At 63.8% G+C, this 13,547-nt stretch carries 14 protein-coding genes; 7 read left to right on the forward strand and 7 right to left on the reverse strand.

Annotation, left to right across the window (positions count from 1 at the left end; all coding sequences use genetic code 11):
- Positions 1-143 precede the first annotated feature (143 nt).
- The 4 genes from AC2FNA_RS07230 to AC2FNA_RS07245 form a co-directional block, all read right to left on the reverse strand.
- On the reverse strand, positions 144-1,076 hold the full coding sequence (locus AC2FNA_RS07230; RefSeq protein WP_496825353.1) for a sterol desaturase family protein: 933 nt from the start codon (positions 1,074-1,076) through the stop codon (positions 144-146).
- Positions 1,073-1,459, reverse strand: a complete 387-nt coding sequence (locus tag AC2FNA_RS07235; protein ID WP_496825354.1) for a hypothetical protein — start codon at positions 1,457-1,459, stop codon at positions 1,073-1,075. The genes AC2FNA_RS07230 and AC2FNA_RS07235 overlap by 4 nt, the downstream gene beginning before the upstream one ends.
- 73 nt (positions 1,460-1,532) lie before the next feature.
- Positions 1,533-1,898 (reverse strand): hypothetical protein, encoded by a 366-nt coding sequence (locus AC2FNA_RS07240; protein WP_496825355.1) that lies wholly within the window; start codon positions 1,896-1,898, stop codon positions 1,533-1,535.
- A gap of 183 nt (positions 1,899-2,081) precedes the next feature.
- On the reverse strand, positions 2,082-2,645 hold the full coding sequence (locus AC2FNA_RS07245; protein ID WP_234142543.1) for a TlpA disulfide reductase family protein: 564 nt from the start codon (positions 2,643-2,645) through the stop codon (positions 2,082-2,084).
- 24 nt (positions 2,646-2,669) lie between these two features.
- Between AC2FNA_RS07245 and argH the strand changes: the two genes are divergently transcribed.
- The 4 genes from argH to AC2FNA_RS07265 all read left to right on the forward strand — a co-directional run bounded on the left by argH (position 2,670) and on the right by AC2FNA_RS07265 (position 8,310).
- A complete protein-coding gene (gene argH, locus AC2FNA_RS07250; RefSeq protein WP_496825356.1) occupies positions 2,670-4,061 on the forward strand; it encodes an argininosuccinate lyase in 1,392 nt (463 codons plus the stop codon).
- Positions 4,058-4,240, forward strand: coding sequence for a hypothetical protein (locus tag AC2FNA_RS07255; RefSeq protein WP_496825357.1), 183 nt, complete (start codon positions 4,058-4,060; stop codon positions 4,238-4,240). The genes argH and AC2FNA_RS07255 overlap by 4 nt, the downstream gene beginning before the upstream one ends.
- A 206-nt stretch (positions 4,241-4,446) precedes the next feature.
- On the forward strand, positions 4,447-5,712 hold the full coding sequence (lysA, locus tag AC2FNA_RS07260) for a diaminopimelate decarboxylase (RefSeq protein ID WP_496825358.1): 1,266 nt from the start codon (positions 4,447-4,449) through the stop codon (positions 5,710-5,712).
- 39 nt (positions 5,713-5,751) lie between these two features.
- Entirely contained in the window at positions 5,752-8,310 is a 2,559-nt protein-coding gene (locus tag AC2FNA_RS07265) for a TIGR02302 family protein (protein ID WP_496825359.1), read from the forward strand.
- Positions 8,311-8,331: 21 nt separating this feature from the next.
- On the opposite strand, the gene AC2FNA_RS07270 is transcribed toward AC2FNA_RS07265, so the two are convergent.
- Positions 8,332-9,144, reverse strand: coding sequence for a zinc-ribbon domain-containing protein (locus AC2FNA_RS07270; protein WP_496825360.1), 813 nt, complete (start codon positions 9,142-9,144; stop codon positions 8,332-8,334).
- Positions 9,145-9,338: 194 nt separating this feature from the next.
- Here AC2FNA_RS07270 and AC2FNA_RS07275 point away from each other — a divergent pair, with 194 nt between their 5' ends.
- The 3 genes from AC2FNA_RS07275 to AC2FNA_RS07285 are packed head-to-tail and all read left to right on the forward strand — an operon-like array spanning position 9,339 to position 11,640.
- The gene (locus AC2FNA_RS07275) at positions 9,339-10,016 is read left to right on the forward strand and encodes a cell division ATP-binding protein FtsE (RefSeq protein WP_496825361.1); all 678 of its coding nucleotides are present in this window, start codon (positions 9,339-9,341) and stop codon (positions 10,014-10,016) included.
- Positions 10,013-10,912 (forward strand): cell division protein FtsX, encoded by a 900-nt coding sequence (locus tag AC2FNA_RS07280; protein WP_496825362.1) that lies wholly within the window; start codon positions 10,013-10,015, stop codon positions 10,910-10,912. Before AC2FNA_RS07275 ends, AC2FNA_RS07280 begins: the two co-directional genes overlap by 4 nt.
- Positions 10,909-11,640 carry a lysophospholipid acyltransferase family protein gene (locus AC2FNA_RS07285; protein ID WP_496825363.1) on the forward strand — a complete coding sequence of 244 codons (732 nt, stop codon included), beginning with the start codon at positions 10,909-10,911 and terminating at the stop codon, positions 11,638-11,640. Before AC2FNA_RS07280 ends, AC2FNA_RS07285 begins: the two co-directional genes overlap by 4 nt.
- Before the next feature lie 125 nt (positions 11,641-11,765).
- Here the strand turns inward: AC2FNA_RS07285 and lpdA are convergent, their stop codons facing one another.
- Positions 11,766-13,154, reverse strand: coding sequence for a dihydrolipoyl dehydrogenase (gene lpdA, locus AC2FNA_RS07290; RefSeq protein ID WP_496825364.1), 1,389 nt, complete (start codon positions 13,152-13,154; stop codon positions 11,766-11,768).
- A gap of 71 nt (positions 13,155-13,225) precedes the next feature.
- Positions 13,226-13,495 (reverse strand): hypothetical protein, encoded by a 270-nt coding sequence (locus AC2FNA_RS07295; protein WP_234137236.1) that lies wholly within the window; start codon positions 13,493-13,495, stop codon positions 13,226-13,228.
- Positions 13,496-13,547 lie beyond the last annotated feature (52 nt).

Here is a 13,547-nt window from a genome sequence, read left to right on the forward strand (position 1 = left end):
GCAGGATTTGACTAAAAGACGGATCACTCGGCACTGTGTCACATCGTGCTCGCGTACCCCTCTGATTTCACAGAGATCTCACGGCTATTGCGATGGCGCGGCCCATGATCTTGCGACGAGATTGTTAGAATGTGACCGAGTTTCTAGCCTTCGAAACCGGGTGTCCCCTTTTGGTCAGGGTGGCGGGCCAGGTAGCGGGCCTTGATCCCTTCGGAGGTCTCGCGGCTGCCATCATGGCTGTAGCCCGGCGGAGCAAAGGCATAGGCGAGCCGCTGGCGCAGGGTCAGGCCCGGTTGAGTCACGTCGCGCCAGATCCCCAGCCATTCGTGAAAGGCCACGCGCAGGGGGTTGAATGTGCCGAGGTTGTGGACAAGGCCGTAATCGACTTTCTCGTCCTCTTGCTCGGGGACGAAGGTGCCGAACATCTTGTCCCAGATGATGAAAACACCGGCATAGTTGCAGTCCAGATAGCGGGGATTGCGACCATGATGCACGCGATGGTGACTGGGCGTGTTCATCACCGTCTCGAACCAGCGGGGTAGTTTGTCGATCGCCTCGGTGTGGATCCAGAACTGATAGATCAGGTTCAGACCGCCGCAAAACAGCACGAGCGCCGGGTGAAACCCCAGCAGGACCAGCGGCGCCTTGACCACCATCATGAAGGTAAACGTGCCGGTCCAGGTCTGCCTGAGGGCTGTGGTCAGGTTGTAGTGCTGGCTGGAGTGGTGGTTCACATGGCTGGCCCAGACCCAGCGCACCCTATGGCCGAAACGGTGCACCCAGTAATAGCGCAGGTCGTCCAGCACGAAACAGATCAGCAGCGCCCAGATGGATGTGCCCATGTCCAAGGGTGTGATCCGCCACAGCAGCATGAAAAACCCCCAGGCGATGAAGCCCAGCACAATGCCCTCGGCCACCGACCCGGCCCCCATGATCAGCGAGGTCACGGCATCCCGGGTCTCGTACCGCCCGCCGCGTTTCTTGATGGCGATCCACAGGAATTCGATCAGGATCGCAGCGATGAAGAAAGGCACAGCCAGCTGGGTTGCATCGGGATAGCTGATCGAATCGGTCATGCGCGGGCCAGTCTTTGTTGCCAGATCGGGGTTTCATCGGGGTCGAGTGTCAGGGTGACGCGGGGCGCGGTGAAATCGTGGAACGTGATGGTCAACCCGCCCGAAACCTCGTCTATCTCATAGTCTAGAAGGTGTCGGCCCACGGTATCGGCGCCCAGTGCCCAGATCAGGCCAGGACCGGTCTGTGTCTCGACCAGGGCCGCATGACAATCGCGTGTGAGCAGTGTGCCAGTCACTTGGTCTTCGGGGAAATGCCGCAACCAAGCGGCTTGTAATGTGTCAGGGCGCAGTACCACGCGCTCTGACCGGCCGGTCAGATGCAGAACAATGGCGATGGCCGATATGCCGCCGATCACCAGGATCAGCAGGATTTCAAGTGGCATGCGCTTCTCCCTGCGACGCAGAGTGAGGCCCATGCTCATGTCCTGTCAAAGGTCGCGTGGCGTCAACGCTCTCTCAATTGATGGTGAACGGATCACCGACCTTGCCTTTGCCCTTGGAACGGGTGAAGCGGGTCGTATTGCCATCGACCTCGACCAATTGGCAGTCGGTGCCGATTTCCTTCTTGCCGATGATCCCGTTGCGGCACCAGAACTTGCCGTTCCAGGTCCAGGCTCCCTTGTAGGTCTTGCCGCCAAAGCTTCCGGTCTGGCTGCCATCGGATTTGATGATGGTCCAGTTGCCGTTGGCGTCGGTCAGCTTGCGGTCAACAAGCTGGGCGCGAAAGTCCTTCTCTTTCTTGATCGGCTTGAACTCGGCCAGAGCGGCGGAACCGACCAGGCCAAGCGAGAGTGAAAGGATGACGATGGCGGTACGTTTCATGAAAACCCTCCGGATTAAATTGATTGCTACAAAACGTCCCAAAACAGGACCCTGAAATACTGCGGGATCAAAAAGGTCGAGTCAAACGTTCCCTTGTCCGACCCAAAAAAGGAGCGCCCAAAGGCGCCCCGCTGAGGGAATGATCAGGGATATGCCTAGTCGCTTTGGCGCAGGGGTACCGCGCTATTGCATCAACGCTGCAATGATCGCGCGGGCGCTGTCCGAGTTCCAATCGGCATCGCCGATCAGGCGGGCGACTTCCATCCCGTCGGCATCGATCAGCACCGTGATCGGCAGACCGATGACCGCCATCTCGCGTGCCAGCGCCTGACGCGGATCCTGATGTCGGGGCAGGTTGTCGACACCGATCTCGCCAAAGAACTTCTCGATCCCGGCGGGCGAGTTGCGGCCGGTGGCGATGGTCAGCACCTCGAAACTGTCGCCGCCCAGTTCGGACTGGAGCGCCGAAAGCTGCGGCATCTCCTTGCGGCAGGGGGCACACCAGGTGGCCCAGAAATTCAGCAGAACCACCTTGCCCTTGTAATCGCCCAATGTGGCTTCTCCCGCGCCGTCGGCCAGTTGAAACGGTACCTGCGAGACAGCGCGCGCTTCGGGCAGCACGATCAGTTTCTTCATGTCACCGTCGCGCAGCGCCTCTATCTCGGCGCGGTCGGCGGCCAGGCCGAGCGATGGATTTGCGCCCAGCGCGGCGGCGGTATAGACGAGGGCGAGCAACAGTTTCTTCATATCCCCTCCGAAGGGTTTAGCACGATGACCGACAAGACCTCGAACCAGATGTGGGGCGGCCGCTTTGCCGCCGGACCGGACGCGATCATGGAGGCGATCAACGCCTCGATCGGGTTCGACAAGCGACTGGCGGCCCAGGACATCGCAGGCTCGCGGGCCCATGCGGCCATGTTGGCAGCCACGGGCGTTATTACGGATAGTGATGCCGAGGCCATTCGGGAAGGGCTGCTCACCGTTTTGTCAGAGATCGAGGCGGGAGAGTTTACCTTTTCCACCGCGCTGGAGGACATTCACATGAATGTCGAAGCGCGACTGAAGGAGATCATCGGCGAACCGGCAGGGCGTCTGCACACCGCGCGATCGCGCAACGACCAGGTGGCGACGGATTTCAAACTGTGGGTGCGCGACCAGTTCGACGCCGCCGAACAGGGGCTGTTGGCATTGATCCGGGCGCTTCTGGGTCAGGCCGAGGCCGGGGCCGATTGGGTGATGCCGGGGTTCACCCATCTCCAGACGGCCCAGCCGGTGACCTGGGGCCATCACATGATGGCCTATGTCGAGATGTTCGGCCGCGATCTGAGCCGGGTGCGCGATGCCCGCGCGCGGATGAACGAATCGCCCCTGGGCTCGGCGGCGCTGGCGGGAACGTCGTTCCCGATCGACCGGCACATGACGGCGGCGGCGCTGGGGTTCGACCGACCCACGGCCAATTCGCTGGACGCGGTCAGCGACCGCGATTTCGCGCTTGAGTTTCTGTCGGTCGCCTCGATCTGCGCCATGCATCTGAGCCGCTTTGCTGAGGAATTGGTGATATGGTCCAGCGCCCAGTTCCGTTTTGTCATCCTGTCGGACCGGTTCTCGACCGGCTCGTCGATCATGCCGCAGAAGAAGAACCCCGACGCGGCCGAACTGATCCGCGCCAAGGTTGGCCGCATCTTCGGCGCCAATACCGCGCTGATGATGGTGATGAAGGGGCTGCCGCTGGCCTATTCCAAGGACATGCAGGAAGACAAGGAACAGGTCTTTGACGCGGCCGACAACTGGATGTTGGCGCTGGCGGCGATGGAGGGGATGGTGCGCGACATGACCGCCAATCGCACGTCACTGGCCGCCGCTGCCGGGTCGGGCTTCTCGACTGCGACCGATCTTGCCGACTGGCTGGTGCGCGTGCTGGGCCTGCCGTTCCGCGATGCGCACCACGTGACCGGCGCGCTGGTGGCGCTGGCCGAAGGCAAGGGCTGCGACCTGCCGGATCTGAGCCTGGACGAGATGCAATCGGCCCATGCCTCGATCACCGCGGATGTCTATGGTGTCCTTGGGGTGGAAAATTCGGTAAACTCGCGCCAGAGCTATGGCGGCACCGCGCCCGCGCAGGTGCGCGCGCAGGTCGCCCGTTGGAAGGAGATACTGGCATGACACCGATCCGCCTGACCCTTGCCGCTACCATGGCCGCGCTGCTGGCCGGTTGCGGAGCCGATGGCGAACCGGTGCAGCCGACGGTTGCCGCAAATGTCGGCGTCTCGGGCAGCGGTACCCATGTGAGCGGCGGTGTTGGGTTGGGCAAGGGTCCGTTCAACCTCTGGCTCGGGTTCTGAGCGGCCAGTCGTGTCCGGGGGCGCCGCCCCCGCCGCGGCAAGCCGCGACTCCCCCGGAGTATTTTCGGCAAAGTGAATGATATTCTGGCCGTTGCTTCTTTCTGGTTCAAAATACTCCGGAGCGCGAGGTGGAGCCTCGCAAAAATCTTCTCCGCTTTGCGTGGCGGCAATTGATCCGCCACCGGATTTCAGGCTAAGCGCGCGACATGGATCATTTTCTTTATCGTGACGGTGCGCTCCGCGCCGAGGATGTCCCCCTGGCCGAGATCGCGGCCACGGTTGGCACGCCATTCTATGTCTATTCCACCGCCACGCTGCTGCGGCATTTCCAGCTGTTTGACGAGGCGCTGGACGGGACCGAGCACCTGATCTGCTACGCGATGAAGGCGGCCAGCAACCAGGCTATCCTGCGCACCCTCGCGCAGGCAGGGGCGGGGATGGACGTTGTCTCGATCGGCGAATACCTGCGTGCTCGGGCAGCGGGTGTGCCGGGCGAGCGCATCGTTTTCTCCGGTGTCGGCAAGACGGCCGATGAGATCCGGATGGCGCTCGAAGGTGGCATCCGCCAGTTCAACGTCGAATCCGAACCCGAGATGGAGGTCATCAACGCCATCGCTCTGGAACTGGGCAAGGTGGCGCCGATCACCATCCGGGTGAACCCGGACGTGGATGCCAAGACCCATGCCAAGATCGCGACCGGCAAGTCCGAGAACAAGTTCGGTATTCCGATCGCGCGCGCCAGTGCGGTCTATGCCCATGCTGCGGCGTTGCCGGGGCTGGAGGTGGTGGGGATCGACGTGCATATCGGGTCTCAACTGACCGATCTGGCGCCGTTCGAGACCGCCTATCGCAAGGTGGCCGAACTGACCGAGCGGCTGCGCGCCGAGGGCCACGATATCCGCAGGCTCGACCTGGGTGGGGGCCTTGGCATTCCCTATACCCGCTCGAACGAGGCGCCACCTTTGCCAATGGAATACGGCGCGTTGATCAAGCGAACGCTGGGCCATCTGGGTTGCGAGATCGAGATCGAGCCGGGCCGCCTGATCGCGGGCAATGCCGGGCTGATGGTGTCGAAGGTCATCTATGTCAAATCCGGCGAGGGGCGCGATTTTCTGATCCTCGATGCGGCGATGAACGACCTGATCCGCCCGGCCATGTATGACGCCCATCACGATATCGTGCCGGTGATCGAACCCGAACCGGGGGTCGAGCCACAGCCCTACGATATCGTCGGCCCGGTCTGCGAAACCGGCGATACCTTTGCCAAGGGGCGGATGATGCCACCGCTGACGGCTGGTGATCTGGTCGCGTTTCGTAGCGCTGGCGCCTATGGCGCCGTTATGGCGAGTGAGTACAATACGCGCGCCCTGATCCCCGAGGTTCTGGTGCATGGGGATCAATTCGCGGTTATTCGCCCACGCCCAAGCTTTGACGAAATCATAAATCGCGATACCATCCCCCCATGGCTCTGACGCGGTGACCCCGTCGCGCGGGCCGACAGGAGGCCCGATGTGACCCTAAACCGCCCGCCGAACCTGCCCTTACCACTCTTTGCGTTGGGTCTGACGCATGCAGGCCTTTGGGCCGAACGGTTGTGGCGGGGGTTCTGGCCCTTCCTCTCGGTGCTGATGCTGGCACTGGCACCGATTCTGCTGGGCCTGCACGAGCTTGTGCCGGTGGAATGGGTCTGGGCCTTTGCGGCCGGATTTGCGCTGGCACTGGTGGTGACGCTTGTACTGGGTCTCCGGCGGTTCCGCAGGCCGTCCCGGGACGAGGCGCTGTCGCGGCTCGACGCTGCGCTGCCGGGACGACCGATCCAGACCCTCCTCGATGAACAGGCGGTCGGCGCGCAAGATCCGTCCTCGGCAGCGCTCTGGCGCGCGCATCAGTCCCGAATGGCGGCGCGGGTCGCCAAGGCGGAACCGGTCGCGCCCGATCTAGTACTGACCAAGCGTGATCCCTATGGACTGCGCTTTATGGCGGCGCTTTGTTTCGTCGCGGCGCTGCTCTTTGGCTCGGTCTGGCGGGTGGGGAGCGTGGCCGATCTGGCGCCGGGCGCGGCGCAGGCCGCAGCAGGGCCCAGCTGGGAGGGCTGGATCGAGCCGCCACGCTATACCGGTCTGCCGACGCTCTATCTGAACGACCAGAACGATGAGGTGCTGCAACTGCCGCAAGGCAGCCGTATCACGCTGCGGTTTTATGGCGAGGTGGGACAGCTGCGTCTGGCCGAGGATGTCTCGGGCAAGCCGCTGGAGCGCCCCGAACACCCGGAACAGACGGTTGAGGTCACTCGCAGTGGCCCCTTCGAGATCGAAGGGCGCGGGGGGCGCGGATGGCAAGTGGTGATGCTGTCGGACAATGCCCCGCAGGTCGAGATCGTGGGTGCGGCCGAGACCCAAGCAGGCGGAAAGATGGTCCTGCCTTTTGCCGCAATGGACGACTATGGCATCACCGGTGGGCGGGCTATCATCGCACTGGATATCGAGGCGGTTGACCGCCGGCATGGGCTTCGGATCGAGCCCGAACCGCGCGACCCGGTGGTCGCCGATCTGCCCTTGCCGATCACCGGGGACCGGCGCGAATTCACCGAGAACCTGATCGAGGATTTTTCGCAGCACCCTTGGGCTCACTTGCCGGTGACGATCACCTTGATCGCCAGCGATGCGGCAGGGCAGGAGGCCGAGACGCTGCCGTTTGGCACCGCTCTGCCGGCGCGGCGCTTCTTTGACCCATTGGCAGGGGCTGTGATCGAACAGCGCCGTGACCTTCTGTGGTCACGGGACAACGCGCCGCGCGTGGCCCAGATATTGCGGGCGATCTCGCACCGTCCGGACGAGGTGTTCCGCTCGCAAACCGCCTATCTCCGGCTGCGGGTGATCCTTCGTCGGATGGAAGCGTTGCAGCGTTTTGGCCTGAAACCATCGCAGCAGGAGGAGATTGCCCAGGCGCTTTGGGATCTGGCGATCATGCTCGAGGACGGCACCCTGTCGGATGCGCTGGAGCGGATGCGCCGGGCTCAGGAGCGGCTGAGCGAGGCAATGAAGAACGGCGCTTCGGACGAGGAGATCGCAGAGCTGATGCAGGAATTGCGCGAGGCGACGCAGGATTATCTGCGACAGTTGGCGCAGAACCAGCAGAACGAGCAGGATGGTGAGCGGCAGGCGCAAGAGGGCGAGAGCCTGCAAATGACGCAGGATGACCTGCAAAAGATGATGGATCGCATCCAGGAACTGATGGAACAGGGCCGCATGGCCGAGGCGCAGCAGGCGCTGGAAGAGTTCCAGCAGATGATGGAAAACATGCGCGTGACCCAGGGACAGGGCGACAATGGCCAGTCCGAAGGGCAGCGCGCGATGGAGGGGCTGGCCGAAACGCTGCGCAACCAGCAAGGGTTGAGCGATCAGGCCTTTCGCGATCTTCAGGAACAGTTCAACCCGGGCGCGCAGGCAGGCGAGAGCCAGCAGAACGAAGGCCGCAATGGGGGACAGGGCCGGGGGCAAAGCCACGAGGGCGAGGGCCAGGGTAGCCGCCAGTCTGGAACCGGACAGGACGGCGCCCAGCCGGGTGAGCCCGGCGAGACTGGCGAAGGCTCGCTCGCCGACCGGCAGCAGGCGTTGCGCAACGAATTGGGGCGGCAGGAACAGAACCTGCCCGGACAGGGTACCCCCGAGGGCGATGCCGCGCGCGAGGCATTGGATCGGGCCGGGCGTGCGATGGAGGGCGCCGAGGAGGCGCTGCGCGAGAACGATCTGGCCGAGGCGATCGACCGCCAGGCCGAGGCGATGGAAGCCATGCGCGAGGGCATGCGCTCGTTGGGCGAGGCGCTGGCGCAGCAAAGCCAGCCGGGACAGGGCAGCCAGGAAGGCGATCAACGCGCCCGGAGCCAGGACCCGTTGGGGCGTACTCCCGGTTCGCAGGGTGGTGTCGACACCGACGAGTCTCTTGTACCGGGCGATGATGTCTATCGCCGGGCGCGCGATCTGCTGGACGAGATCCGACGCCGCTCTGGAGAAAGTGACCGCCCCAAGATCGAACGCGACTATCTCAAGCGTTTGCTCGACCGGTTCTGAGGCGGGGTTACGCCGACCGCCTTATTTCGGCATCAGCATGCCGGCCTGCGCATCGAGCCACAGTCGGGCCTGATCGACCAGCGCCACATAGGCGCTGAGCATCGGGTCGGCCTGCGGCACGGTGCGCGCCACCAGCGGGGCATTTGCGTAAAGCAGGAACAGGACTGCGCCAAAGATCAGCATCACCAGAAACCCGCGCATGAAACCACCAGACCGACGACGCCGGGCGGGGCCTGCATGCACGGGCGCGGGTGCCACCGCCGCCCCGTCCGAGTTGCGCAGGGTCGAGTTGATTTCCTCGATATCGGGCAACAGCCCCCGGCGTGAGGTGTTGTCTGCTTCTTGCGCCACCGGTTCCTGCCCGCGCATCCGGGCCATCCGGTCCTGCGCCTCGCGCGCGCGGCGCCCGGGCTCGTCGCCTGGATAGGCGTCCAGACCCAGATCGGGTTGACTTTCCAGAGCGTCGGCTTCGCGAGCGCGCAACTCGGCCTCGCGGGCGGCCTCTTCGCGCAGGATGTCCGAGATGTCGGGGTCGATGCCACGGGCCTTGGTTGTCTCGGCCGTGTCATCGGTCGCGTCGACTGCGTCTTCGGCCTCGCTGTCGTCCTGCCAGTTGTCATCTCCATCGTTGGCGGTGTCGCCATCAGGCGCTGGCGTCTGTTCGCTGTCGAGGTCGTCGAAGTTTTCGGTCGCTTCGGCCTCGATCGCCTGACCGGCCGCTGGCTGAAACCAGGTATGGCCGCAGTTCGAGCATTGTACATCGCGGCCCTCGGACGGGATCACCTCGTCCGGAACCTCGTATTGTGCGTCGCAATTCGGACATGTCAGACGCATGCTGTCTCCCGGTTTCTTTTTCTGCCTAAGCTTGGTTTTTTCACCGATCATAGGCGGTTGCGCCCATTGCGGAAAGAGTGATTTGCCGCAAGTAGTCGCGAGTGTCGCCCATTGGACCCAGCGCAGGCGCAGGCGGGCATTGAAACCACGTCCCCCATCGGGCAAGAAGAGCCGGCAATATCAGGGGGGCCGATGTGATCGAGCTTGAGAATGTGGGCTACAGCTATGGCGGCGACGAATTGCTGAGCGAGATCTCGGTCGAGTTGTCGCCGGGGTCGTTCCATTTTCTGACTGGCCCCTCCGGCTCGGGCAAGACAACGCTTCTCAAACTCTGCTACGGGGCGCTTTTGGCAACCTCGGGACAGGTCCGCGCCTTTGGCGAGGACATGCGGCGGCTGGATCGGGACCAGATGGCGCTGTTTCGCCGCCGTATAGGGGTCGTGCATCAGGATTGCCGCTTCCTTGACCATCTGCCGCTGGCCGAGAACATCGCGTTGCCGTTGACCGTCTCGGGCCATGAATTGTCGCAAGAACAAGAGAACCTGCGCGAACTGATGGCCTGGGTCGGACTATCCAAACGGCCCGAGGCCCTGCCGCCTGAACTGTCGGGGGGGGAACGCCAGCGCGCGGCGCTGGCCCGTGCGGTGATCATGTCGCCAGATGTGGTGGTGGCAGATGAACCCACCGGTAACGTCGACTGGGAGATGTCCCAGCGGCTGCTACAATTGCTGGTGGAACTGAACCGGATGGGCAAGACCGTGCTGATCGCTACCCACGATCTGAGTCTGATCCGTGCCGCCAAAAGCCAGGTTCAGGCGCGGGTGCTGCGGATCTCGAACAAGCGGCTGCAACTGGCGGGGGCGGATCTGTGAGCAAGGGAACCATCCGCGCATTGTTGATGGCCGATAAACAGGCCGACCGGGTGGTGCCGCCTTCGGGCTTTACCGCGCAACTCACCTTGTTCGTGTCCGGCGCGATGGCTTTTCTGGCGGTGTTCGCGCTGGCTTTGTCGCTGGCCTCGGGGCGGTTGGCGGACCGCTGGGCCTCGGAACTGGCCCGGGCGGCAACGCTGCGCATCAATGCGCCCGCCGATCAGGTCGCCGCACAGACGCAGGCGGCGCTGTCCATCCTGAAACAGACACCGGGCGTGGCCGAGGCCCGCGCGCTGAGCCGCGAGGAACAGGCGGCGCTGCTGGCGCCTTGGCTTGGGCCTGATTTACCGCTGGACACGTTGCCGGTGCCGCAACTGATCGAGATCGTTGGCGGCGAACCCGCATATGACGCACAGGGGTTGCGACTGCGGCTGGCGGCCGAGGTTCCGGGCGCTGTGCTGGATGATCACCGGCGCTGGCGCGAGCCGCTGGTGGATGCGGCCAATTCGCTGCGCCGTCTGGCGGTGGTGTCGATCTTGCTGATCGGTGGCGCCACGGCGGCGATGATCACGTTGGCGGCCAATGCGGCGCTGGCGGCCAATGCGCAGGTCATCGAGGTTCTGCGGCTGGTCGGCGCGCGCGACCGCTATATCGCGGGCGCCTTCGTGCGCCGGTTCACTTTGCGGGCGTTGATCGGGTCTGCCGTGGGGGTGGTGCTGGGCATGGGCGGAGTGCTGTTGCTGCCCGAAGCCTCGGACGAGGGTGGCTTTCTGACCGGGCTCGGTTTTCGTGGCGCAGGCTGGCTGCTGCCGCTGCTGATCCCGGTTCTGGGCGCGGTGGTTGCTTTTGCCGCAACCTGGAACGCGGCCCGCCGCAGGTTGAAGGAGCTTGCATGATGATACAGTGGGTGCGTTCCATCGTCTTTACCATCGTCATTTACATCTGGATGGCCATCCTGGGGCTGCTCTTTACCCCTTATGCGCTGGTCTCGAAGAAGGGCGCGCTCAGGGCCTGCAAGCTTTACGCGCGCAGCACGATCTGGATGGCGCGCTGGATGGTCGGCATTCAGGGCGAGATACGCGGACCGGTGCCGACGGGTGAGGTGCTGATAGCAGCCAAGCATCAGTCGTTCTTTGACATCCTGCTGATCTTTCACGCGGTGCCGCATGGCAAGTTCATCATGAAACGCGAGCTGTTGTGGACGCCCGTGATCGGGGTCTATGCCAAGCGGCTGGGCTGTATTCCGGTAAACAGGGGCAAGCGCGGTGCAGCGGTGGCCAAGATGGTCAAGGACGTGGCCAAGGAATTCGCCGAACCCGGTCAACTGGTAATCTATCCGCAGGGCACACGGGTCGCGCCGGGCGTATCCAAACCCTATAAGGTGGGCAGTGCCGTCCTTTACGAGGGGTTGCAATACAGCTGCATCCCGGTGGCGACCAATGTGGGGTTGTTCTGGCCGCGTGACGGGCTCCTGCGAAAGCCGGGGCGCGCGGTTGTGGAGTTCCTGGACCCGATTCCGCCGGGGGTGCCGCGCGATGCCTTCATGCGGCGCCTGGAGACCGAGATCGAGGGCGCCTCGGACCGGTTGATGCGTGAAGCAGGATATGAGACCGCGCAGAGTTGAGGCACGGCAGGGGGCGCTGCCCGCGTCGCCCGACGGCGACTCCCCCGGAGTATTTCCAGCGAAATGAAGCCTTGAGGGCGCCTATGCCGGGGCGGCGGTGCTGCCGCCCCGAGGCTTTGACGGTGTTACGAGTGGATCGGGCCGTCGCCGCAGGCCAGCGCCGCCTCGCGCACCGCCTCGGAATAGGTGGGATGCGCGTGACAGGTGAGCGCCAGATCCTCGGCCGAGGCGCCGAATTCCATCGCAACGCAGATCTCGTGGATCAGCTCGCCCGCCGCCGGGCCGATGATATGGGCGCCAAGGATGCGGTCGGTCTCCTTGTCGGCGAGGATCTTGACGAAGCCGTCGCTGGCGAAATTGGCCTTGGCGCGGCCATTGCCCATGAACATGAACTTGCCGACCTTGTAGGCGCGACCCGCTTCTTTCAGGCTTTGTTCTGTCTCGCCGACATTGGCGACCTCGGGCGTGGTGTAGATCACGCCGGGGATGACGCCATAGTTGACATGGCCGTGTTTGCCCGCGACCTGTTCGGCGGCGGCCATGCCTTCGTCCTCGGCCTTGTGGGCGAGCATCGGGCCTTCGATCACGTCGCCGATGGCGTAGATACCGGGCACGCTGGTCTGCCAGTCCTTGCCGACCTTGATCTGGCCGCGCTGGGTCATTTCGATGCCCAGCTTGTCGAGGCCCAGGCCGGCGGTATAGGGTTTGCGCCCGGTAGCGACCAGCACGGTATCGGCTTCGATCTCGTGCTCGGTGTCCTTCTTCATCAGCTTGTAGGTGACCTTGGCCTTGCCCCTGGCCACTTCGGTCTTTTGCACCGCGGCGCCCATGACAAAGTTCAGGCCCTGCTTTTTCAGGATGCGCTGGAAGGTCTTTTGCACCTCGCCATCCATGCCGGGGGTGATCACGTCAAGGAATTCGACCACCGTCACCTCGGCACCCAGGCGGGCATAGACCGAGCCCAGTTCCAGCCCGATGACACCGGCGCCGATCACTACCAGGGATTTCGGGATCTTGCCCAGTTCCAGCGCTCCGGTGGACGTCACGACGGTTTTCTCATCCACCTCGACACCGGGCAGCGAGGCCGGCTCAGACCCCGAGGCGATGATGATGTTCTTGGCCTCGTGGGTGTCGTCGCCCACCTGCACCTTGCCTGCGGCGGGGATGGTGGCCCAACCCTTGATCCAGTCGATCTTGTTCTTTTTGAACAGGAATTCGATGCCCTTGGTGTTGCCCTCGATCACCTCGTCCTTATAGGCGAGCATCTGTTTCCAGTCGACCGAGGGCGCCTTGCCCTTGAGCCCCATCTTGGCAAAGTTGTGCTGTGCCTCGTGCAGCGAGTGCGAGGCATGCAGCAGCGCCTTGGACGGTATGCAGCCCACGTTCAGGCAGGTGCCGCCCAGGGTTTCGCGGCCTTCGACCACGGCGGTCTTCAGTCCCAGCTGGGCGCAGCGGATGGCGCAGACATAGCCGCCGGGGCCGGCGCCGATTACGATGACGTCATAGTTAGCCATTTTAACTCTCCTTCGTGTGCGCCGGGTGGGGTATTGCGGCCCGGTGCCTGAAATGTCGTGCCGGTGCCGGATCAGACCGGCGTCAGCAGTTTCACCGTGATATGGGCAATGCCGCCGCGTTCGTGGTGCATGGCCAGTTCTTCGCTGTCGAAGAAGGCCTTGGCCGAGGCGAGGTCGGTGATCTCGAACAAAGCCACCGCATGATCGGCGCGATCAGGGTCGCGCCAGATATGCAAATCGCGGATGCCCGCGGCCTTGCGCATCGCGCGATCCTCGCGGAACACCTTGAGCCAAGCGTCGAAGTCGGCCACATCGGCCTGCCAGAGGGCGTGGGTTGCCATGGGTCAGTGTCCTTTTGATCCGGTATGTAAGGCAGCGGGCCGCCGGTGCGTG

The organism is Ruegeria sp. YKSD163, from assembly GCF_059612905.1.